At 68.0% G+C, this 22502-nt stretch carries 15 protein-coding genes and 1 pseudogene; 8 read left to right on the plus strand and 8 right to left on the minus strand.

Features of this window, described 5'->3' with window-relative positions; genetic code table 11:
- The first annotated feature begins 39 nt into the window (after window positions 1–39).
- Together AB0L71_RS18730 and AB0L71_RS18735 are read left to right on the plus strand one after the other, a co-directional pair.
- A complete protein-coding gene (locus AB0L71_RS18730; protein WP_365243882.1) occupies window positions 40–6846 on the plus strand; it encodes a polymorphic toxin-type HINT domain-containing protein in 6807 nt (2268 codons plus the stop codon).
- The gene (locus AB0L71_RS18735; RefSeq protein ID WP_365243884.1) at window positions 6846–7247 is read left to right on the plus strand and encodes a hypothetical protein; all 402 of its coding nucleotides are present in this window, start codon (window positions 6846–6848) and stop codon (window positions 7245–7247) included. Before AB0L71_RS18730 ends, AB0L71_RS18735 begins: the two co-directional genes overlap by 1 nt.
- Before the next feature lie 91 nt (window positions 7248–7338).
- On the opposite strand, the pseudogene AB0L71_RS18740 reads toward AB0L71_RS18735, so the two are convergent.
- From AB0L71_RS18740 to AB0L71_RS18750, 3 genes and pseudogenes are all read right to left on the minus strand, one after another.
- A pseudogene (locus AB0L71_RS18740) lies at window positions 7339–7978 on the minus strand (site-specific integrase); the annotation flags it as partial.
- Between the two features lie 41 nt (window positions 7979–8019).
- Window positions 8020–8220, minus strand: coding sequence for a DUF397 domain-containing protein (locus tag AB0L71_RS18745; protein WP_365243886.1), 201 nt, complete (start codon window positions 8218–8220; stop codon window positions 8020–8022).
- Window positions 8217–9041: a helix-turn-helix transcriptional regulator gene (locus AB0L71_RS18750; protein ID WP_365243888.1), complete on the minus strand. Its 825-nt coding sequence runs from the start codon at window positions 9039–9041 to the stop codon at window positions 8217–8219. The genes AB0L71_RS18745 and AB0L71_RS18750 overlap by 4 nt, the downstream gene beginning before the upstream one ends.
- Window positions 9042–9213: 172 nt before the next feature.
- Between AB0L71_RS18750 and AB0L71_RS18755 the strand changes: the two genes are divergently transcribed.
- A complete protein-coding gene (locus tag AB0L71_RS18755) occupies window positions 9214–9495 on the plus strand; it encodes a sulfatase (protein WP_365243890.1) in 282 nt (93 codons plus the stop codon).
- Window positions 9496–9721: 226 nt separating this feature from the next.
- On the opposite strand, the gene AB0L71_RS18760 is transcribed toward AB0L71_RS18755, so the two are convergent.
- Window positions 9722–11179: an MFS transporter gene (locus AB0L71_RS18760; protein WP_365243892.1), complete on the minus strand. Its 1458-nt coding sequence runs from the start codon at window positions 11177–11179 to the stop codon at window positions 9722–9724.
- 164 nt (window positions 11180–11343) lie between these two features.
- Here AB0L71_RS18760 and AB0L71_RS18765 point away from each other — a divergent pair, with 164 nt between their 5' ends.
- Together AB0L71_RS18765 and AB0L71_RS18770 are read left to right on the plus strand one after the other, a co-directional pair.
- Complete coding sequence (locus AB0L71_RS18765) at window positions 11344–11799, plus strand: MarR family transcriptional regulator (RefSeq protein WP_365243894.1); 456 nt, start codon at window positions 11344–11346, stop codon at window positions 11797–11799.
- 227 nt (window positions 11800–12026) lie between these two features.
- On the plus strand, window positions 12027–13142 hold the full coding sequence (locus AB0L71_RS18770) for an ADP-ribosylglycohydrolase family protein (protein WP_365243896.1): 1116 nt from the start codon (window positions 12027–12029) through the stop codon (window positions 13140–13142).
- 27 nt (window positions 13143–13169) lie between these two features.
- On the opposite strand, the gene AB0L71_RS18775 is transcribed toward AB0L71_RS18770, so the two are convergent.
- Window positions 13170–13952 (minus strand): SDR family oxidoreductase, encoded by a 783-nt coding sequence (locus tag AB0L71_RS18775; RefSeq protein WP_365243898.1) that lies wholly within the window; start codon window positions 13950–13952, stop codon window positions 13170–13172.
- 80 nt (window positions 13953–14032) lie between these two features.
- Between AB0L71_RS18775 and AB0L71_RS18780 the strand changes: the two genes are divergently transcribed.
- On the plus strand, window positions 14033–14872 hold the full coding sequence (locus AB0L71_RS18780) for a hypothetical protein (RefSeq protein ID WP_365243899.1): 840 nt from the start codon (window positions 14033–14035) through the stop codon (window positions 14870–14872).
- Window positions 14873–14998: 126 nt separating this feature from the next.
- Here AB0L71_RS18780 and AB0L71_RS18785 read toward each other — a convergent pair whose 3' ends face one another.
- The 3 genes from AB0L71_RS18785 to AB0L71_RS18795 all read right to left on the minus strand — a co-directional run bounded on the left by AB0L71_RS18785 (window position 14999) and on the right by AB0L71_RS18795 (window position 17280).
- A complete protein-coding gene (locus AB0L71_RS18785) occupies window positions 14999–15205 on the minus strand; it encodes a DUF397 domain-containing protein (protein ID WP_365243901.1) in 207 nt (68 codons plus the stop codon).
- A 231-nt stretch (window positions 15206–15436) separates the two neighbouring features.
- Entirely contained in the window at window positions 15437–16306 is an 870-nt protein-coding gene (locus AB0L71_RS18790) for a helix-turn-helix transcriptional regulator (protein WP_365244006.1), read from the minus strand.
- Window positions 16307–16557: 251 nt separating this feature from the next.
- Window positions 16558–17280: a GPP34 family phosphoprotein gene (locus tag AB0L71_RS18795; RefSeq protein ID WP_365243903.1), complete on the minus strand. Its 723-nt coding sequence runs from the start codon at window positions 17278–17280 to the stop codon at window positions 16558–16560.
- A 195-nt stretch (window positions 17281–17475) separates the two neighbouring features.
- On the opposite strand from AB0L71_RS18795, the gene AB0L71_RS18800 reads away from it, so the two are divergent.
- Complete coding sequence (locus tag AB0L71_RS18800) at window positions 17476–20193, plus strand: serine hydrolase (protein WP_365244008.1); 2718 nt, start codon at window positions 17476–17478, stop codon at window positions 20191–20193.
- A gap of 323 nt (window positions 20194–20516) precedes the next feature.
- Window positions 20517–22349: an MFS transporter gene (locus AB0L71_RS18805; RefSeq protein WP_365243905.1), complete on the plus strand. Its 1833-nt coding sequence runs from the start codon at window positions 20517–20519 to the stop codon at window positions 22347–22349.
- The last annotated feature ends 153 nt before the right edge of the window (window positions 22350–22502 follow it).

Here is a 22502-nt window from a genome sequence, read left to right on the forward strand (position 1 = left end):
TCGCACTTCCGCCTATCGATACGGGCAGTACGCAACTGCGTGCTGACCGTAGCGGTTGCCCTGTCCGTGGGCCTGTTGCCCCAGTACGCGCCGGAGGCTTCGGCGCGAGACGGGGTGACCCGGCCCCCCACCCAGACCAACCTTGATGATCCGGTCGCCGGTAAGAACGGCACCGCCCGGAAATACACCGGCGTCAACCAGGCCGCCCGGGCAAAGGTCACCAAGGCTGCCGCCACCCACTGGCCCCGGGCGGCATCGGACGAGGTCGTCGTCGGCGCCAAGGGGTCCAAGGGGGTTCAGGCCGACGGCCTTCCCCTGAAGGTGGCGGCGACCGGCACCTCCAGCCCCCAGACCGTCCGGCTCGCGGTCCTGGACCGCACGAAGGCCGAGGCGGCAGGAGTCGCCGGCCCGCTGATGACCGTGTCCCGCACCGACCAGAGCGCCAAGAGCGGCCCGGTCAAGGTGTCGCTCGACTACGGGGACTTCAGCGAGGCCTACGGTGGTGGCTACGGATCGCGGTTGCGCCTGGTGACCTATCCGGAGTGTGTGCTCACCACGCCGGAACGGCCAGAGTGCACCGAAGCCACCCCGCTGTCCACCGTCAACGACACCAACCGCACCACGCTGACCGCAAAGGTTCTCGCCGCGCCCGCGCCGGCGGCGGAAACCGCCGGCACAGCCGCAGAGGCCACCGTGCGGTCCTCGGTGACCGTGCTGGCGGCGACCGCGGGGACCAGCGGGGACCAGGGCGACTTCGGCGCCACCTCGCTCAAGCCGTCGTCGCAGTGGAGCGTCTCCAACTCCTCCGGTGTCTTCAACTGGTCGTATCCGATCAGCGCACCACCGGTGCCCGGCGGACTGGCCCCGGGAGTCTCTCTCGGCTACAGCTCCCAGTCCGTGGACGGCCAGACGGCCGTCACGAACAACCAGGGGTCCTGGATCGGTGAGGGCTTCGGCTACGAGCCCGGATACATCGAGCGCCGTTACAAGCCGTGTGCCGAAGACGGGCACGACGACACCAACGGCGACCAGTGCTGGGGCTACGACAACGCGACGATCTCCCTGGCCGGTGGCACCTCCGGCGAGCTGATCAAGGACGACACCACCGGTGAGTGGCACGTCAGCTCCGACGACTTCTCCAAGATCGAGAAGGTCACCGGCGCCACCAACGGCGACAACGACGGCGAGTACTGGAAGGTCACATCGACCGACGGCACACAGTACTTCTTCGGTCTGAATCAGCTCCCCGGCTTCGCCTCCGGCAACGAGACCACCAACTCCGCCTGGACCGTACCGGTCTACGGCGACGACGACGGTGAGCCCTGCTACAAGTCCACTCTCGCGGACGCCTACTGCGACCAGGCATGGCGCTGGAACCTCGACCATGTCGTGGACCCGCACGGCAACACCATGTCGTACTTCTACGGCACGGAGACCAATTACTACACCCAGGGACTGAAGACCGAGGAGAACGGCAAGCCGTACATCCGAGGTGGCTACCTCAAGCGCATCGACTACGGTCAGCGCGAGGACAAGACGTACTCCACCAAGGCCGCCGCGCGGGTGGTGTTCACCACCGCCGAGCGCTGCGTCGGCGACCTCACCGACTGCTCCGCCTCCGCCCTGAAGGACGACACGGCCGCCGACTGGCCCGACGTCCCGTGGGACCGCAACTGCAAGGCCGACACCAAGTGTCCGGGCCAGAACTCACCCACCTTCTGGACGCGGAAGAAGCTCACCCGCATCACCACGCAGATCCGCAACGGTGACACCACATACGAGGACGTCGACAGCTGGAAGCTCGGTCACGTCTTCACGGACAACGGCGACGGGTCCAAGTCCCTCTGGCTCAACACCATCGACCACACAGGCCTGGTCGGCACGGACCAGTCCGTTCCGTCGGTCGAGCTGTACGGAACCCAGCTCGCCAACCGGATCGATGTCCCGGACGACAACATCCAGGCGTTCTACCGCTACCGCCTCAGTGCTGTGAAGAGCGAGTCGGGCAGCGTCCTGACCGCCAACTACTCGACCCCTCAGTGCACGTCCACGACCCTGCCCACACCGGGTGAGTCCACGGTGCGCTGCTACCCGGTCAAGTGGAACCCGCCCGGCGTCAAGGACCCGGTCACCGACTGGTTCAACAAGTACGTGGTCACCTCGGTGATCGAAAGTGATCTCGTCGGCGGCAGCCCCGACCAGGTGACCACATACACGTACCTCGGTGACGCGGGCTGGCGCAAGGCCAAGCCGGACGGCCTGTCCAAGACCGACTACCTGACATGGAGCGACTGGCGCGGCTACGGCAAGGTCCGTGTCGAGACCTCGGACGGCAGCGCCAGCCCCTCCAACACCAAGACCGAGCACGTTTTCTTCCGTGGCCTGGACGGGGACTCCACCCCGAGCGGCGGTACCCGATCCGTCGCCCTGGCCGACTCGAACGGGACGTCGTACGCGGACTCCGACTGGAAGTCCGGTTCCGAGCTGGAAACGACGACCTACAACGGCGACGAGATCGTCTCCAAGTCCATCAACACTCCCTGGACCCAGGTCACCGCGACCCGCGTCAAGGACTGGGGGACCTCCACCGCCCGATTCGTCAGGGCCGCCCGGACCGACACCTACGAGGCACGGGAAGCTGGAGGCTGGCGCCAGACCGCGTCTACCACGTCGTACGACGACAAGGGCCGCGTCGTCCAGGTAGCCGATGTGGGCGAAGTGAACGTCGCCGACAACCAGTGCACCCGCACCGAGTACGCGGACAACCCTGCCAAGCATCTCTACAGCTATGTCTCGCGGGTCGAGACGGTCGCGGTGGGCTGCAGCACAACACCCGACCGCTCCAAGAAGGTCGTCTCCGATGACCTGACTTTCTACGACGGCACCACCACACTGGGTGCCGCCCCGACCAAGGGTGAACCCACCCTGGTCAAGCGTCTGGCTTCGCACGACGGCACCACAGCCACCTACCAGGAGGTCTCCACCTCCACCTTCGACACCTACGGCCGTCCACTGGTCGTGAAGGACGCGGCGCAGACACCGACGACCATCACCTACCAGGAGAACGCCTACGGGCTGGCCGTCTCCAAGACCCAGACGAACGCACTGGGCTGGTCCTGGGCCACGGAGTACGCCCCCCAGTGGGGCACGGTGTCGTCGCAGACGGACATCAACGGCAAGCGCACCGACGTGGCCTACGACGGGCTCGGCCGGCTGGTCTCGGTCTGGTTGCCCGACCGGTCGAAGGCGGACTTCACCCCGTCCATCACCTACGAGTACGGCATTCGCAAGAACGCCGCGAACTACCTGCGTACACAGAAGATCCGCAAGGACGGCGCGTCCTACAGCGACGAGTACACACTCTACGACGGGCTGCTGAGGCCCCGTCAGGTCCAGACCGATGGCCAGGGCGGCGGCCGCCTCGTCGCTGACACCTACTACGACGGCTCCGGCCGCCTGGTGAAGACCAACGACACCTACTACACGACCGGCGCTCCGTCGGCCACACTGTTCCTCCCGCGCAACGCGGACATCGACGCACAGACCGTGACCGAGTTCGACGGCGCCGGCCGCACCTCGGCGACGATCCTGAACGTCGCGGGTGTGGAGAAGAACCGCACCACGTACACCTACGGCGGCGACCGGGTCCATGTGGACCCGCCGAACGGCCAGACCCCGACCACGACGATCACCGACGCCCAGGACCGCACGGTCGAGCTGCGCCAGTACACCGGCGACAAGCCTCTCCCGGCGGGCACTGCGGACGACTACGTCTCCACCCGGTACAGCTACACACCGGCCGGCCGGCTGGAAAAGGTCACCGACAACAAGAACAACGCCTGGACGTACACCTACGACCAGCGCGGCCGTAAAGACACCTCGACCGACCCCGACACCGGCACCACCCATTACGCGTACGACGACCTGGACCGGCTGATCTCCACCACGGACGCCCGCTCCAACACCGTCACCTCGGTCTACGACAAGATCGGCCGCGTCACCGAGACCTGGCAGGGTGCAGCAACCACCGGAACCAAGCTGTCGCTCTCGAAATACGACACGGTGGCGAAGGGCGAGCTGTACATCACGTACACCTACAAGGACGGCGCGGTGCTGTCGTCAGTGCTCTACTCGGCACTGGACGACGATCTCGAACCGACCACGACCAAGTACTACTTGTCGAAGACGGCCGAGCCCGAACTGGGCGGTACCTACGAGTTCAACACGGAGTACAACAAGGACGGCACCGTCCGGGCACAGAACTTCCCGGCCGCCGGCGGCCTGTCCGCGGAGACTCTCTCCTACCAGTACGACGACCTCCAGCGGCCGGTCGCCCTGGACACCTCGCTCGGCGGGATGAGCTATGTCTCCAAGGTGTCCTACTCGCCCACGAACCAGGTGGAGCAGCTGGAGCTGACCACCGGGGACACGGGCGCCAAGAAGACCTGGCTGTCCTACGCCTACGAGCAGGGCACCTCCCGCCTCACCAACGCGCGGGTGGACGTGGAGGACGCCACTTCGGTTGCCTACGACGCCCGTTACACGTACGACGCGGGCGGCAACGTCCAGTCCATCGCCGACACCCCGACCGGTGGCACGGCCGACGTCCAGTGCTTCCGGTACGACGGTCTGCGGCAGATGACCGACGCGTGGACCTCGAAGGTGACCCCCGACCGTGCGGTCGGCACCGGATCGACGGATGCCGCCTGCGCCTCCGCCCCGTCCGCCACGACGGTCGGCGGGACAGCTCCGTACTGGTCCAGCTACGGGTACGACACCCTCGGCAACAGGCAATCGCAGACCGACTACGGCATCGACGGCTCCGCCACCTCCACCAAGTCCTATGCCTACGGGGAGAACGGCGAGGGCCCGCACCAGCTGACCACCCAGGTGGTGGACACCACCGCCACCTCGTCGACGCCCGCCGTCAAACTCACCAACACCTTCACCTATGACGACACGGGCAACACCGACCACCGGGTACTCAACGGTGACACGCAAGACCTCGAATGGGACAAGCAAGGTGAACTGACCAAGGTCACCAATGCCGACGGCACCACCACGGACTACGTCTACGACGCGGCCGGCAGCCGCCTGCTGAGCAAGACGGCGTCGGAGACGACGTTCTACCTGCCCGGCATGGAACTGCACCTCAACAAGTCCACCGGCACCGTCACAGGCTCGCGCTACTACAGCCTGGCGGGCCAGACCGTCGCGGTCCGCGACAACGACGGCGTGACCTTCCTCGCCTCCGACCACCACGGCACGGCCCAGCTCGCCATCGATGCGACCACCGGCGCAACCCAGCGCCGCCGCATGGACCCGTTCGGCACCGAACGGGAGTCGTCCTCAACGGACTGGGTGGACGACAAGGGTTTCGTCGGCGGCACCGTACAGGCATCCACCGGACTCACCACCCTCGGGGCACGCGAGTACGACCCTGAGACGGGACGGTTCATCTCCGCCGACCCGATCATCGACTACACCGACCCACAACAGATCAACGGCTACTCATACAGCCTGAACAACCCGGTCACCTTCTCCGACCCGGACGGCCTGAAGCCCGACGACTGCGTCATGACGGGGGTCAGCTGCAACCTGACCAGCAAGGGATGGAACGTTCAGGCCACCTCGACGTACTACACGTACTACGGCGTCAAGGCCCCCACGGAGACCCCGTCGCAGCACAAGGCCCGCACCGCCCAGAACGACGCCGACCGGGCCAAACAGCGCGCGATTGCCGTGGCGAAAGAAATCGCCGCGATAGCCGCTGAGGAACTCGGCATCACCGACGCCCTGGACTGCTTCACCACAGGGGCTCTGGGCGCCTGCGGTGCCACCGCCCTCAACGTCGCCTCCAGCGCGGTCGGCGGCTTCCTCGGGAAAATAACCGCAAAATACCTCTTCAAGTGGAAAAAGGGCGCTGCGCTGGTCATGCGCCTGGGGAAACTGGGCGCCAAGCTTGCCAGAGGCGTCAAGGACTGGTACAGCAAGTCGAAACTGGCCCGGAAACTGGCTACTACATGTCCCATCTCCAACAGTTTCACCCCGGGAACCCGGGTACTGATGGCCGATGGGACCACAAAACCGATCTCCAAAGTCAAAATCGGTGACGAAGTACTCGCCACGGACCCCGAAACAGGCGAGACCAAACCCCGCAAGGTCACAGCCGAGATCAAGGGCCACGGCCTGAAGCATCTCGTCCAGGTCACCATCGACATCGACGGTGCCAGGGGCGACAAAACCGCCTCCGTCACCGCGACCGACGGCCACCCGTTCTGGGTAGCCGAACTGAACACCTGGGTCGACGCCACCGACCTGAAGCCCGGTGAGCAGCTCCGCACGACCACGGGCGTCCAGGTAGACATCCAAACAGTCAAGCGCTGGACAGCCCTGGACGAGACGGTCTACAACCTCACCGTCGATGACCTGCATACGTACTATGTGCTGGCGGGCGCCACTCCGGTCCTCGTTCATAACTGTGGCAACGCGGCGACTCATGACGTCGGGAACGTTGTCGATAATCTCGATGACAACGTCTACTTCCATTACACGAGCGAGGGAGGGCACAGTGGGATTTTGGCCGATGATGGCAGTCTCAGGATTGGCGCCAACTCCGCTGGCAAGGTCCATGTGACCCAGGAAATTGGAAGCCCGGCAGAGATCGAGCAGAACATCTTCATCGGTAACCCAATGTATGCCGGAAAGGCTGACTACATGTTCGCCTTCCGGATGCCTGAAGGTGTAGAGCTTGGTCCGGGATCTCAGCCAAATGAGCTGATTACGAGAGGCTCGTTGAAGATCCCGGCGGGGAATGTCCTCTTCCATGGAAGGAACCCCTTCTGATGTCAGAACTGGTCGAGTTCGACAACTTTGCCCAGGTGGAGATGCTGCTCCGTGCCGGTATGGAGCTCAAGTTTGAGCTCTCCGATGATGCGGACGTGCTCAACGGGAGTCCGGTCTATGCATCGGCGCTGAATCACCTTCGCGAAGGTCTGGTCTCTGGATTGCGTTCGAGCTCAACGCCAGGGCGAGCGCAGAAACAGGATGAATGGTATCGACTCTCGCAGCACCAGCATCGCTGGCGGCTCATTGCTAGAAGGGCTGCCCTCCATCCGCGTTGGCGAGACCTAACCGCGGTCGAAGTGCGTCACTGGGTCGAAACGCTCGCAGCGCCACTCGCAGTGGATGATGAGGCGCTGGAAGCCATCAAGGCGGCAGTCGAAGAGATGCTTGATGGTGACTGACGGAAACCCTCTCCGATAATCCAGCAGAGGCCCCACCGGATTATTTCCGGTGGGGCCTCTGGAGCGTCTGACGGCAACGGTGACGGAAACGTCAGCGGACGACGGCTGTGGTGGGCGGGACGTCGGGGCCGTCGTCGCCCTGGCCAAGGGCCTCGCCGAGGGAGTCGATGGCCTGGCGTTGCGGCGGTGACGCCGATGTGGGCGTGGCCGAGGAGTTCCTTGATGACGACGAGGTTGACGCCTTGTTCCAGGAGCAGGGTCGCGGTCGAATGTCGGAGGTCGTGGAAGCGGATGCGCCGGAGTCCGGCCCTGTTGAGGAAGCTGCGGAAGCGGCGGGTGAGGTTGGCGGGGTCGAGAGGTCGGCCGGCTGGCGTGGTGAAGACAAGGCCGCTGTGCTGCCAGGCTGACCCTGCGGTCTCGCGCTCCGTGTCCTGCTGCTGTTTGTGCTCCTTGAGGGAGTGGATGCATCCGGTCGGGAGCGCGATACGGCGCTCGGACGCCCGGGTCTTGGTGGGCAGATGCGTGAGGCCGCCGGTGCGGGTGCGCTGGAGCGAGTGGCGGATGGTGGCGGTGCCTGCGTTGAGGTCGAGGTCCTCCCACCGGAGGCCGAGGAGTTCGCCCTTGCGGAGTCCGGTGCGTAGGGCGAGTTCGTACAGCGCGTGGAGCCGGTCCGTGCGTGCGGCGTCGAGGAACTGCCGGGCTTCGGTCGCGGTGAGTGGTTGGAAGCGCCTGCGGACCCCGGGCCGAAGCCCGGCGTCGCGTGGTGCAGGGCTCAGCGCCCGGTGGCGAACGCAACGAAGGTGGTCCAGGCGGGGGCCGGGATGAGGAGTGTGGGGCCAGTGGGGGTCTTGCTGTCGCGTACGGGGACGAGGCCGGGGTACCCGTCGGCCACCTCGACGCAGTTCGTGCCGCCGCCGTCGCTGTAGCTGGACTTGCGCCACACCGCGGTGGAGAGGTCAGGGACACGGTTCATGATCGGTGCTCCTCCAAGACGCCCCGGATAAACGCCAGCGAGCCCGACGGGGACAGCGCCAGATCTCGGACCCGATCGTAGGACAGCCGATAGTCCGCAACCTTGTCCAGATCATCCACCAACTCGCCGAACCCGTTGCCTTCCACGTAGGCAACCGAGCTGCCATCCGGTTGCCACAGCAGCCAGAGGTGGCTGCCCATCAGCCCATGTAGTCCCGCGCTGAACGGAAGTACCTGCAACGTGACGGAGCGAAACTCCGAAATCTCGACCAGATGGCTCAGTTGGTCCGTCCAGACCTTCGGATCGGTGGTTTGACGCCGAAGAGCCACCTCGTCAAGGATCACTCGCACTTGCGGTGATGGAGTGCGGTGCAACAACTCCTGGCGACTCATGCGTGCGGCCACCTGCTCCTCGACCCACTCGGTGTTGCGGTTCGCGGTCTGGGCGGTCGACAACACCTCGCGTGCGTATTCCTCGGTCTGGAGCAGTCCTGGGACGGCCAGTTGGTACATCCACATGATGCGCGCCAGATTCTCCAGCCGCATGAACTCCTTGTACTTGTCCTTGAACACCTCTCTCCGTGCTGACCGCCACAGATCGGCGAGCAAGCCATCGGTTCCGTAGTAGCGGTCCAGGTCCTCCATCACAGGGAGCTTGGACAGCCTCTTCGTGTTCTCCAACCGGGACAGGTAACTCTTGTCGTACCGCGTCTCCTCGGCGAGCTGCCCCAGGGACTTCCCCGCCCGCTCCCGCAGGAACCGCAGCGCCCGCCCCAACGCGGCGCGCCCCGACTCCTCGTCCGCATCCGTGAGTTCGGCCATGACGGCCCCTCTCCGTTGTCCCGTGCGCAGGCAATCGCGTGGCTCTGCCGAGCGTAGGGCGGAGGGAGTGACGATGAGGGTACGAACGGTCGTCGCCACTCCTCCGGGTACTTCTCCGGGCATGGCACGGGGCTGTTCTCCCCTTCCCGGCCTCCGTCACAAGGAACCCGCCATGACCGACGCGCTCCTCCGCCTCCTGCCCTGGACGTCCCCCGAGGGCAAGCCCTGCTACCTCAGCACCGACGACCCCGGCAGCAGGATCTCCCGGCTGGCCGACGCGATGGAGGCCGAGCAACTCGACTGCGGGGAAGACGTGGTGGCGGGAGCGGCAGCGGTGCTGGCGGATGGGGCGGCGGGGGAGGTCGCCCTGCGGTTCGCGCTCACGCAGGTCATCGTGTCGCTGCGGGAGGTGCTGGTTATCGCGCGCAGTCGGGGCGCACGCCTGAGCGGCTGAGCCGTACGACCGAGGGGTTGTATGGCCCGGGCAGCTGAGCCGTACGTTCTCTCACGCCCACCGGGGAGAACACGCACAGTGCCCGGCGTCAGCCGAGAGGCGACGCCGGGCACTGTGGTCGTGCTCGCTGTCCGGAACGCAGGTCCGGACGTCAGGTCCGGAACCGAGGTCCGGACCCGGGCCCGAGGGGGCCCGGGTGGGGCGCCGCGACGGGCGCCGGGGTGCGTCAGGCTTCGACAGCGGCCTGGCTCGGGGCGGGGACCGCCTCGTCCTTCGCGGTCTCGGACGCGTTGCGGCGCAGCGCCGGGATGGCGAGGGCGACCGCCGCGGCGACCAGGGCGATACCACAGCCGACGACCAGACCGGTGCGGAAGCCGCTCTCCGAGGTGAAGGTGTAGGGGCCTGCCGTGGTGGTCATCTGGGCCAGGACCGCGCCGATCACGGCGGCACCGATCGAGGTACCGAGGGAACGCATCAGCGTGTTGAAGCCGTTGGCCGCGGCCGTCTCGGAGAGCGGCACGGAGCCCATGATCAGGGCCGGCATGGCCCCGTAGGCGAGACCCACACCGCTGTTCATGACCATGAGGGACAGCATCAGACCCCAGGCGGAGCCCATGAGGAACAGCGAGACGCCGTAACCGGCGGCCAGCACCAGGATGCCGCAGACCAGGGTGAACTTCGGGCCGCGGGCGTCGGTGAGCTTTCCGCCGAGCGGGGAGACGAACATCATCATGATGCCGCCGGGGGCCATCCAGAGGCCCGCTGCCAGCATCGACTGGCCGAGGCCGTATCCGGTGGCCTCGGGGTACTGAAGCAGCTGCGGAACGATCAGCATGCTGGCGTACATGCCGAAGCCGACGAACACCGAGGCGACGTTGGTGATCAGCACGCGGGGGCGGGCGGTGGTGCGCAGGTCGACCATCGGGTCAGTGGTGCGCAGCTCCCACGCACCCCAGGCCAGCAGGATGACGACGGCCGCGGCGAACAGGCCGAGCGTCGTCGCGGAGGCCCAGCCCCACTCGGCGCCCTTGGAGATGGCGAGCAGCAGGCAGACCAGGCCGGCGCCGAGGCCGACCGCACCGAGGGTGTCGAAACGCTGGCCCTTGGCGCTGGGCGGGACGTCCGGAATGAGGAACCAGATCAGGGCGGCGATGATCACGGCCAGGGCGGCGGAGCCCCAGAACAGCACACGCCAGTTCGCGTACTGGGCGACGGCCGAGGAGATCGGCAGGCCGAGACCGCCGCCGATGCCCATGGACGCGCTGACCAGGGCGATGGAGGAGCTGAGCTTCTCGGCGGGGACCACGTCACGGAGCAGGGCGATGCCGAGCGGCACCATGCCCATGCCCATGCCCTGCATACCACGACCGATGATCATGGGGACGACGGACGACGAGAGGGCGCAGACCACCGATCCCACGATGAGCGGCACGGAGCACGCGAGGAGCATCCGGCGCTTGCCCAGCAGGTCGCCGAGGCGTCCGGTGATGGGTACGCACACCCCGCCCATCAACAGGGTCACCGTGATGACCCAGGCGGTGTTCGACGCGTCGGAGTGCAGGATCTGCGGCAGATCCGCGATGAGCGGCGTGACCAGGGTCTGCATGATCGCGGCCACGGTGCCGGCGAAGGCCAGCGTGGCGATCACGCCGGTCGTACGGGGCGGTGCTTGGGGGGCTCCCATGCCGGGACTCCTCGGGTAAGACTGTTTCGGACGAAGGCATGCATCGTACACGACTTATGTATCGCCCATATTATGTGTGTGATGCATACCTGTGTGAGAGGATGAAAATGAGCCGCCCCGAAGGATGCTCGGCGGCCCCGCAGGGAGTGGGAGGCAACGGTCGCATGGTCAGGGCTACGCACGAAGTCGAGTACGAGCAGATGCTGCTCAGTCGCCATGGCCTCCTGCATCAGAAGTACAGCCGTCGTGAGCACAGCCGGCTGGAGCGGAGCGCCTACATCCTGCTCAGCCGTATCCGTGTGCAGGGCCCCATGTCGATCGGCGAACTGAGTGACGCCTTCGGGCTCGACGCCTCGACCCTGAACCGGCAGACCGCGGCGGCGAAGCGCGCCGGCCTGGTCGAACGCATCCCCGATCCCGATGGCGGCATGGCCCGCAAGTTCCGCATCACCGAAGAGGGTGAGCGGATGCTCGACGACGAACGGGAGAACAACACCGAGTCGTTGGACCGGATCATGTCCGACTGGTCCGAGGAGGACATCTCGGCCTTCGCCGGGTACCTCAGGCGTTTCAACGTCGACATCGAGCGCCTGAGCGGGCGCCCGTGGCCGCGCCCCTGATCCGCCCGCCGACCTGCCGGCCGATCCGCACCCGACCCGTCTGCTGACCCGCCCCTGACCTGGCCCGTCGGGGGCCGTCCGGGCAGGCCCGCTTCGGCTCAAAAACGACCTGCGGGACGTCCGTTCACATACCCACGCGTACCCGTTTTCGCCCTCTCAGCGGCCCCCTCCTGTTCGATTACAGTGCCTTGCAGTCGCACGCGGGTGGGCCGACCGGGAGGGACGCGGTGACCAGAGGGACCACAGCTGTCTGGGGCCGCGCGGAGCGGCAGGACTTCCGCAGCCGGGCGCGCGGCGTGCTGCTGGGCGGTGCCATCGGGGACGCCCTCGGTGCGGGGGTCGACGGGCTGACCCTCGAAGAGATCCGGCAGGCCCACGGAGCCGACGGCGTCACCGACTTCCTGCCCGTGCACGGCGGACGCGGCACCGTCACCGCGATCACCCAGCTCACCCTGTTCACCGTCGACGGGCTGATCCGCGCCCAGGTCCGCCGGGACACCGGCGCCTGGCACCCGCCCACCGACGTGTACCGGGCCCATCTGCGGTGGGTGGCCACCCAGCACGACTGGGGGCCCGACGAACGCCGCAAGGACAACGGCTGGCTCGCCCAGCAGGAATGGCTCTACGCCCGCCGCGGGCCCACCCGGGAGTGCCTGACCGGGCTCGGGGACGACACGATGGGCACCCTCGACCAGCCGAAGAACCCCACCGCACGGGACTCGGCGGCGCTCACCCGGTCCGCCCCGTTCGGGCTGCTCATCGGCTGGGAACCCCAGCTCGTGTTCCAACTCGCCGTCGAATGCGCCGCGCAGACCCACGGCCACCCCACCACGCTCCTCGCCTCGGGCGCTCTCGCCGTCCTGGTGCACGGGCTGGCCCGCGGTGAGACCCTGGACGGTTCCGTCCAGCACACCCTCGCCCTGATCGCCGAGCGTCCGGGGCACGAACCGCTCACCGAAGCGCTGAAACAGGCCCTCGGAGCCGTACGCCAGGGCATCCCGGGGCCGGCCCTGATCGAGTCGCTGGGTGTCACGGGTGCCGCCGAGGAAGTCCTCGCCGTCGCCGTCTACTGCGCACTGGTCGGTGAGGACGTCCCGCAGGGGCTGCGCCTGGCGGTCAACCACGGCGGGCCCTCCGCGGCCACCGGGGCCCTGTGCGGGGCCCTGCTCGGTGCGCTGCACGGCGAGACGGCGCTGCCCCCGGCCTGGATCGCCGAACTGGAGGGGAGGGGAACGCTGTTGGAGATCGCCGACGACTTCGCGATGGAGACGACCCAGGGGCAGGCCCTGCACAGCCCGTCGGCGGCCGTGCCGGGCTGGCTGATCCGCTATCCGCGCGGCTGAGGCACCGAACCCAGGGGAGTGGCGGCGTCAGCGCATCAGCTCGCCCGCGTTGACCAGCAGCGACTGCCCGGTGATCGCCCGCGCCCGGTCCGAGGCCAGAAACGCGGCGGCCTCGGCCACATCGCCGTCCGTGGCCAGGTCCGGCAGCGCCATGCGCGCGGTGAGCCTCCCCAGCACCTCGTCCTCGGACACGCCCTCGGTGCGCGCGGTGAACCGTACGTACGCCTGCACCGGCGGGCCCCACATCCAGCCGGGCAGCACCGTGTTCACCCGGATCCGGTGGGGTCCGAACTCCCGCGCCATGGAGTACATCGCGGAGGTGAGTGCCCCCTTCGACGCCGCGTACGCCGCCTGCTGCACCTGGGACGGTGCGGCCACCGCGGACTGCGTCCCGATGACGACCACCGAGCCGCCCCGCTTCTTGAGGGCGGGCAGGCAGGCCCGGGTCATCCGCAGCGTGCCGAGCAGATTGACATCGATGACCGACTGCCAGGCGGCGAAGTCGGCATCCTCGATCCCGCCGAAGTAGCTGTCCCAGGCGGCGACATGAACCACCGCGTCGATGCGGCCGAACCGCTCCAGCGCCAGCGCGGCGAGCACCTCGCACTGCGCCTCGTCCGTGATGTCGGTGGCCCGGTGGGCGGTGCGCCGGCCCTCCGGGTCGATCGCGGCGGCCGACGCGGCGAGCTTCGCGGCGGTGCGCGCGCCGAGCACCGCGTTGCCGCCGTCCCGGACGACCGCCGCCGCGACCTGATGCCCGAGCCCTGCGCCCACCCCGGACACGATGACGGTCTTCCCCGCGAGCAGCATCGGTGGCCTCCCGGCTCTGGCAGTTTGTCTGACGGTGCGTCAGAGTAGGGCGCTGCTGCGGAGCACGGAAGGGGAACGGTATGAGCGACGAGACGCGGAGCGACACCTATGCCGAGCTGGCCGCGCTGGGACCGTACGGAGTGCATCCCGGCCATGCGCTGATCACCATGGTCGAACCGCACCCGGGGCACGAGTACGCGTACAACCGCTGGTATGAGGACGACCACTACTACGCGGGCGCGATGGCGATGCCGTGGATGTTCGCGGGCCGTCGCTGGGTCGCCACGAAGGAGCTGCGGGAGCTGCGCTACCCGGAGAAGTCCGCGGTCGCCGAACCCGTCGGTGCCGGCTGCTATCTGTCGACGTACTGGGTGACCCGGGGGCGTTACGACGACCACATGAAGTGGACCGTCGGGATCAACAAGAGACTCAACCGGGACGGCCGGGTCTATCAGGGGCGCACCCATGTGTTCACGTCGTTCCAGGACCATGTGGCGACGGTGTACCGGGACGGCGCCGCGGGGCCCCGGGACTACCATGCGCTCGACCACCCCTACCAGGGGCTCGTCCTTCAGGTGGTCGAGTCCGAAGGGGCCGAGCAGCGGGCCGAGTTGCTGGAATGGCTGCGCGTGCGCCATCTGCCGAAGCGGCTGAGCGGTTCCCCGGCGGCGATGGTGACGGTCTTCCGTCCCACGCCACTGCCCGGCGACCGGATGACCTATGTGAAGCAGGTCGAGGGTGTCGATACCCGGCTGACCCTGCTGTGGTTTCTCCAGGAGGATCCGCGGACCTGTTGGGAGGACCACTTCACCGGACTCGACGCACTCGTCGCGGAATCCGGTGCGGGGCGGGTGGAGTTGGTCGCGCCGTTCATTCCGACCGTGCCCGGCACCGACCGGTATGTCGATCAACTGCGCTGAGAAGTAAGGAACCCGGACGTCCGCGGATGACCGCCGGAGCCCCCTCGGCCAGGACGGCGGACCAGTCGAGAGGGCTTCCGGCGGCATCGGACGACAGTGCTGCGGTGAGAACGCCGGGAGCATCGGTCAGGCGTCGACGGCACCCTTGCCGATGTCCCGCACGAAGGCGTTCCATGCGGTGGGGACGAAAGTGATCGAAGGCCCCTCGGGCGCCTTCGAGTCACGCACGGAAACCGCCTGCACGACAGGGGACCTGACTTCGACGCAGGCGCCGTTTCCCCCGGAATACGAGGACTTCGTCCACTGGTCCGTAGCACCTTGACGAATGGCCATGCTCACTCCGGTTCAGAGAGGTGGGTGAATGACGAGCTCGCCGGAAAAGCGTTCCGGTTGGCGTGATCGACGCTACCCGTCAAGTTCCCTGAGTGACGCGGGTGTTCACTCGACCGGGTGGTATATACCAGCCAGGTCTTCCGGCTTTAGTGGGCGGCGGTGTAAAGTCCCGCCGCCCACTCTCGCATATCGCCTTTTCGTCGTATGCCGGACTTTATGGGCTGTCCGGTTTTACGCGCCGGAGAGTTCGGCGTATTGCTTCACGATGTCGCCGATGAAATGCCGGGTCTGTTCCGCATTCAGCGCCTGTGCCCGCAGATGCTCGTACATGACGCTGTACCGCTGCACATCGATGGCTTTCTCCAGATAGAGATCGCTGGTGACTCCTTCGATGTAGACGACGCTGGAGTCCAGGGCGTCGGGGAATTCCAGGATGGCGTACTGCCCGTTGATGCCGGGGTGCGCGCCCATGTGGAACGGCAGTACCTGCACGGTGACATGCGGCTGGTTCGACAGCTCGATCAGCCGCTCCAACTGCTCGATCATCACCTGCTTGCCGCCGACCATCCGGCGCAGCGCGGACTCGTCGATCACCGCCCACAGGCGCAGCGGATGGTCCGGGGCGGTGATCCGGTCCTGGCGGCGGAGCCGGACGCCGACGCGCTTGTCGATGTCGCTCGGCGGGGCCTCCGGCAGTGCGCCCTGGATGACCGACTCGGCGTAGCTCCTGGTCTGCAACAGGCCCGGGATCACCTGGGGTTCGTAGACCCTGAGGGAATCGGCATCGGTCTCCAGGCCGATGTAGACGCTGTACGGGATGTCGCCGAAGGCGTGCCACCATCCTTGTTGGCGCGAGTCCTTGGCCATCTGCATGAGTGATTCGACGACCCGGTGGTCCGCGACCTCGTACACCCCGCAGAGGTCGCGCACATCGCGCTGGCTGATGGAGCGGCGGCCGTTCTCCAGGCGGCTGATCTTCGACTGCGAGACCAGCAGTCGCTCCGCCACCTCCTCGGCCGTCATGCCCTTGAGTTCGCGCAGGCGGCGCAATTCCTGGCCCAACCGGCGTCGCCTGACGGTGGGATTGACGTTGGACGGCACGGAAACGGCACCTCCGCTGTGTAGCTGTGCGTATCTACTTCTGAGCAGATTGCCACCACTGACCCCGGTCGCGCTGGGAAACGGGCACACGAGGACGAGCGGGGCAGCCGTGTCCATGGCTGCCCCGCTCATCTGCGGCTCCCGAACCGGGTCGTGGGACGAGGTGCGGCGGTATGCGGTTGGTGTGGCGGTAGTGCTGCGGTGTTACGCGGTGGTGCGGTGGTGCGGTGGGCCGGCGGACGGGTGCGGTCCTAGTGGACCGCGGTGTGCGCCATGCCGCCGCGGCGTGACTGTGCCCGGACCTGTGGTGGCAACGGCACACCGGCCGCCTGGTTGCGACGCGGCTGTGCGACCGCTCCGTTCTGGACGTCCATCACGGCATGCGCCACGAGTCCGCCCATCGGGTCGTGCCTGATCAGGTCCCGGAGCCTGGAACGCGACGAGCGCCCCTCGTTCCCCGGGTACAGGTGCTTGCCGAGCCCGACCGCATGGGCCAGCGCGGCGAGCGCCGCGGTCCGCGCGTCCGGCGGTACACCGGTGCGGATCGCGCTGTCCAGCCTGGCTCTGATGTCCCGGCTGACTGCCGTGTCCGTCGCCTGGTAGCGAGTCGTCGGCAGCACCCCGCACATCTGGCCCGCCGCGGCATGCACCATGCCGCACCGTTCCAGGTGAGCGAGATAGATCTGGCGAAGCCCGAGCCGGGGTCCGCCGATCCAGTGGACGGCCCGGACCGGGCTGCCGCGTCGGCGCAGCAGTTCCAGTGCGGAGTCCAGGGTCGGATCTCCTGTCGGCCGTGGCATCACCACGGCGATACGATCCCCGTCAGGGGCTATCCGTCCTGCCAGAGCCAGCTCCACTAGCTGTGCTCCGGCGAGGCCGAGGTCGAGCGACTGCGGCTGCGCTGTGGTACCCGTGGTCGGGTCCAGAGCGAGCAGCAGAAGCTCCTCCGGAATTGTTCTGCGGCTCCTGCCCATCCATGCCTCCCCGCGTGGATGAATGACAGGGTGACCCCTCTCACATTGGTCTGTCGAGAGCGCCTGGGTGCTTTGTTCGGGAACCGGTAGGTATGTCGTTCTCGTCTTGCAACCGGGCCGGTGGAATCACACGGGACACTGGTAGATGGTTCGGACAGCGCGGGGATGTCCCCGCGCCGCATGGAGGAGGCATCGGTGGCGGGCGAGTCCCCCGACAAGTCGGAGCAGCAGAAGTCGTCGGGCACGGCTCGGAGCGAGAGCGATCCGCGGCTTGCCGTCTTCCGCGAACCGCCTGCCGAGACCCATGCCGATGCCGATTCCGGCAGTGGGAAGGACACGGCGACGGCCGTCTTCCGTACCGGGCCGAGGGCGGGACTGCCCGGCCAGGACACCGAGAGGGACAAGGGCGCCGAGAGCGGCCCGGTGGACACGGCGACAGCCGTCTTCCGGACGCGACCGTCCGTGCAGGACGAGGACGAGGACGGGGACAAGGGCGCGGTGAGCGCCGAGGGTGCTGAGGACGCGCAGGGGCCCGCCGAGGGTGTGGAGGGGGCCTCTGGGGCCTCGGCAGCCTCGGACGAGCCCTCCGAGCCCTCCGAGCCCTCCGAGCCCTCCGAGCCCTCCAAGCCCTCCAAGCCCTCGGACAACGCGGAGGATGCAGAGGGCGCGGTCGGCGAGGACGCCGCTGAGCCCTCACAGGAGGTGGACCGCACCGAGTCCGCCGAGTCCGCCGCGCCCGAAGAGGGCGACGCGCGGCTGCGTGCGGCGGTCGCCGCCTGGGTCTCGAACGGCGACGCGAAGGACGCTGCGGCCGAGGACGGGGCTGTTGCCGGCGCGGACGACGACACCGCGGCGAAGGGTGACGCACCGGAGCAGGTCGCCCCGAATTCCGCAGCCATGGACGAGGCCACCACGTCGGGCGGTGCCGGTGCCGGTACCGATGCCTCGGAGGAACCGTCCGCCGACGCCTCTGATGATGACGAGGACGCCAAGGACGCCGAAGCCCCGGAAGCGGATGCCAAGGACGCCGAAGCTCCGGAAGCCGACGCCGAGGACACCGCCGATACCGCCGGTGGGCCCGACGCCGGTGGGCCCGACGCCGATGAGTCGGGCGCCGATGAGCCGGACGTCGACACCGAGCCCGGCGCCGAAACCAAGCAGGACACCGCTGACAAGCCCAAGCCCGACGCCGAGCCCAAGCCCGACGCCGAGCCCAAGCCCGACGCCGAGCCCAAGCCCGACGCCGAGCCCAAGGCCGACGCCGAGCCCGGCACCGACACCGCGGCCGACGCCGCCGAGCCCGGTCCCGCCGAGGACAAGCGCGTAGTCGACCAGCCGACCGCTGTTTTCCGGGCGCCCGCCGCGGACGCGTTCGACCAGCCGACGACCGCACTGAAGGTCGCCCGGCCCGCCCCGAAGCCGGATGCGGAGACGAAGCCCGAGGCCGCCGCCGAGCGGACCAGCACGTTCGTACCGCTGCGCGGGGACGACGAGCGGCCGGAGCCCGCTTCCGTCAGGCCCGAGGCGTCGCCCGGATCGTCCGCGAAGCCCGGCACGGCCGGTACGCCGCCCGTGGCCCCCTCGATCTCCCGCGCCGAGCGGACCACGCAGCAGCCGATGCCGCCCAAGCCGCCGCTCGACCTGCTGGCCGAGCTGACGAACACGCCTCCGCCGCCCGACACGCCGGTCCGCACCGCCGTGCGCCGGGTCAAGATCTGGACCCCGCTGGTTCTGCTTCTGCTGATCATCTTTGCGATCGTGCAGATGGTGCGCCCGCTCCCGGACCCCGAGCTGGGGCTGTCGGTGGATCCGTCCTTCACCTTCAAGGGGGAGGGCCTGAACCTCTCCTGGCCGTCGCAGGGGCAGTCGGCGGTGACCGTGGACGGCGTCGGTTCGATGGGCAGCGCGGGCGCACAGAAGCCCGCGCCCATCGCCAGCGTCGCCAAGGTCATGACCGCGTACGTGGTCCTCAAGGGCCACCCCCTCACCGGCAAGGAGCAGGGCGAGAAGATCACGGTCGACCAGCAGGCGGAGGACGAGTCCAAGCGTGAGGACGAGTCGACGGCACCGATCACGAAGGGGCAGCAGTTCACCGAGAAGCAGCTGCTCCAGCTGCTGATGATCCCCTCCGGGAACAACGCGGCGCGGCTGTTCGCGCGGTGGGACGCGTCGTCCGAGAAGGAGTTCGTCGTCAAGATGAACGCCGCCGCCGAGGAACTCGGGATGACGAACACCACGTACACGGACCCGAGCGGCCTGGAGAAGACGACGGTCTCCACCGCCGAGGACCAGCTGAAGCTGGCCAGGGCGGTCATGCAGAACGACGTGTTCCGGGAGATCGTCGACACCCCGCAGATCCAGATTCCGGGGATCGACCAGACGATCTACAACAACAACACCATCCTGCTGGAGCCGGGTGTGAGCGGCATCAAGACCGGCTCGTCCACCCCGGCCGGCGGCAACCTGCTCTGGTCCGCGAACACCGTCGTCGACGGGAAGCGGCTCTGGATCTACGGCGCCGTCATGGGCCAGCAGGCGGGAACCGGCCAGCCCTACGACAGCCTCAAGATGTCGTTGGACAACAGCCTCAAGCTGATCAAGGGTGTGCAGAAGGCCGTCACCTCGACCACGGTCGTGAAGAAGGGCGACGTGGTCGGGTACGTCGACGACGGACTCGGCGGCCGGACACCGGTGGTCGCGACCCGCAACCTGAAGGCGAAGGGCTGGTCCGGCCTCAAGGTCGAACTGTCCGTGTCGGACAACGGCAAGACGATTCCGCACGACGCCTCGGCGGGCACCGAGGTGGGCGTGGTGACCGTGGGCACGGGCCCCGGCAAGGTCAGCGCCCCGGTGGCGCTCCAGCAGGATCTGAAGGCTCCCGGCTTCGCGCAGAAGATGAAGCGGATCAGCTGATCGGGCGGAGAGACGTCCGGAACGTGACCGGGCCACGCGGCGCGGCAGGCGCTGCGTGGCCCGGTCCGTTCTGGCGGCATACCGATCAGCCGCAGTGGCTCCACCCGCTCGTCCACGGCCCGTGCGCAAAAGATCTTGGTCGTCCATGGCGGCCCGCTTTGGAATGACCCGTTCCGTACGACCCCTTTCGGGCAGTGATGCGGTGCGTGCTAGCGTCCCGGAGACAACGCGTGGATCCCGGGACGCGTCTTCCGGCGCATGGGGCCCGCGCGGTACACCGTCGGTTGCGACCACGTGTCCGGGCGAGGACGGGGAGAGTCGCAGTGACCACTGCTGAGCCGCGACGGGCGAAGCACAGCACGGACCTCGTGGATCCCGAACAGGGCTCCGCGCGGCCGTCCGCGCCGGACAGTGGCGGCCTGGTGGCCGGATTCAGGCAGTGGTGCCACCGCCATCCGGTCCTGCTGACGACCGTGGTCGCCGCGATCACCCACCTGCTCTGGTTCTTCTTCTTCGCCAACAGCGGCGGTGACCTCGCGGCCCAGGACGCCTGGGCCGAGTTCGTCGGCCGGCATCCCGGTACCGCGTACAACCTCGCCTGGTACGGGGGCATGCACCCCGTCTCGTACAGCGTCGTGTCGCCGTATCTGATGTCGGTGCTCGGCGTGCGGACGACGATGATGGTCGCCGGGACCGTCTCGGCGGCGCTGACGGCGCTGATCCTGGTCCGGGTCCGGGCCGTCCGCAATCCGCTCGCGTGCTCGTTCGCCGGGGTGTTCGCGTACCTGTGCAACGCGATGTCCGGGCGCGTGACGTTCGGGCTCGGCATGATGTTCGCGCTGGGCGCGGTGGCGGCGGTGTTCTGCTGGCCCCACCGCTGGCGGTACAAGCGGTGGGCGAAGGCGGCCGTCGCCGCCCCGCTCGCCGGGCTCGCGACGGCGAGCAGCCCGGTGGCCGGACTGTTCCTGGGCGTGGTCGCCGCCGCGCTCTTCCTGAACAAGCGGCGCCCCGGAGCGTATGCGCTGGGCCTGGCACCGGTCGCCGTCGTGGTGCTGTCCGCGTGGCTGTTCCCGTTCTCCGGAACCCAGCCGATGTCGGTCGCGACCCTGTCGCTGCCGTTCCTCTTCTCGGTCCTCGTCTTCGTCCTCGTCCCGCGCGACTGGAAGACGGTCCGTACCGCGGCCGCGGTGTACGGCGTCGGGACGCTGCTCACCTATGTGATCGACTCGCAGATCGGCTCGAACATCACCCGCCTGGCGATGCTGTTCGCCGGTGTGGTGCTGCTCGCCGCGCTGCCGTACGCCAAGCCGCGCTCCCGGCGCTGGTACGCACTGGTGGTCGCGTTCGCCGGGCTGAACCTCTGGATCGGCGTCAAGGCCGTCGACGACATCGTGAAGACCGCCCCTGCCGCCTCCTGGACGCGTGAGCTGGCCCCGCTCGTCAACCAGCTGCAGGTGGTCGGGGCCGAGCGCGGCAGGGTCGAGGTCGTGCCCGCGAGCAGCCACCGGGAGGCGTCCGCGCTCGCCCCGTACGTCAATCTGGCCCGTGGCTGGAACCGGCAGGCGGACATGGAGCGCAACCCGCTCTTCTACGACGACACCCTGAACAGCGCCAACTACCGCCAGTGGCTCGACCGCTGGGCCGTGCACTACGTGGTGCTGCCCAAGGGGAAACCGGACTCCAGCGGGGCGGTGCGGGAGGCGGAACTGGTCGCTCAGGGGCTGCCGTATCTGAAGCTGATCTGGTCGGACACCAACTGGCGGCTCTACGAGGTCGACAACCCGGTGCCGCTGGCGGATCCGCCGGCCACGGTGGACCGGGCCGGTGCGGGCGAGCTGACCATCCATGTGAAGACGCCCGGCCGGGTCCTGATCCGCATCCCGTACTCGCGCTGGCTCGCCCTGGTCGACAGCGAGGGCAGGAGCGTCGAGCGGCCGCAGGAGACCGAGGAGTCCAAGAAGCGCGAGGACGCGGACACCCCACGGACCTTCGTCAACACCTACGGCTGTCTGAACAGGGTCGAGAAGGACGAGGACGGCGACGAGTGGACGGAACTGCTCGCACCGCGCCCCGGCGTCTACCGGCTGGCCGCGCCCTATCAGCTGTCGCCCGGCACGCCCTGCCCGGAAGAACTGCGGTCGCCTTCCGGGTCGTGAACGACGGGGCGCACCGACCTCTCGGGCCGGGCGCGCCCCCTCGTCCCGTCGTCGGCACCTCGTACAGCTCTGTGCCTCGCGCAGCCCCGCCCCTCGCGGAACCTGCTGTTCACCGTACGGACACCTGAAATTCTCTTTGATTTATCTCTGAAT

It is taken from the genome of Streptomyces sp. NPDC052052 (assembly GCF_040680455.1).
Lineage (GTDB): Bacteria > Actinomycetota > Actinomycetes > Streptomycetales > Streptomycetaceae > Streptomyces.

Coding starts and splice junctions, on each gene's coding strand:
- AB0L71_RS18735 (WP_365243884.1), top strand. CDS start 6,846: ATGTCAGAACTGGTCGAGTTCGACAACTTTGCCCAGGTGGAGATGCTG.
- AB0L71_RS18785 (WP_365243901.1), bottom strand. CDS start 15,205: ATGGCCATTCGTCAAGGTGCTACGGACCAGTGGACGAAGTCCTCGTAT.
- AB0L71_RS18755 (WP_365243890.1), top strand. CDS start 9,214: ATGACCGACGCGCTCCTCCGCCTCCTGCCCTGGACGTCCCCCGAGGGC.
- AB0L71_RS18775 (WP_365243898.1), bottom strand. CDS start 13,952: ATGCTGCTCGCGGGGAAGACCGTCATCGTGTCCGGGGTGGGCGCAGGG.
- AB0L71_RS18765 (WP_365243894.1), top strand. CDS start 11,344: ATGGTCAGGGCTACGCACGAAGTCGAGTACGAGCAGATGCTGCTCAGT.
- AB0L71_RS18780 (WP_365243899.1), top strand. CDS start 14,033: ATGAGCGACGAGACGCGGAGCGACACCTATGCCGAGCTGGCCGCGCTG.
- AB0L71_RS18795 (WP_365243903.1), bottom strand. CDS start 17,280: ATGGGCAGGAGCCGCAGAACAATTCCGGAGGAGCTTCTGCTGCTCGCT.
- AB0L71_RS18745 (WP_365243886.1), bottom strand. CDS start 8,220: ATGAACCGTGTCCCTGACCTCTCCACCGCGGTGTGGCGCAAGTCCAGC.
- AB0L71_RS18750 (WP_365243888.1), bottom strand. CDS start 9,041: ATGGCCGAACTCACGGATGCGGACGAGGAGTCGGGGCGCGCCGCGTTG.
- AB0L71_RS18760 (WP_365243892.1), bottom strand. CDS start 11,179: ATGGGAGCCCCCCAAGCACCGCCCCGTACGACCGGCGTGATCGCCACG.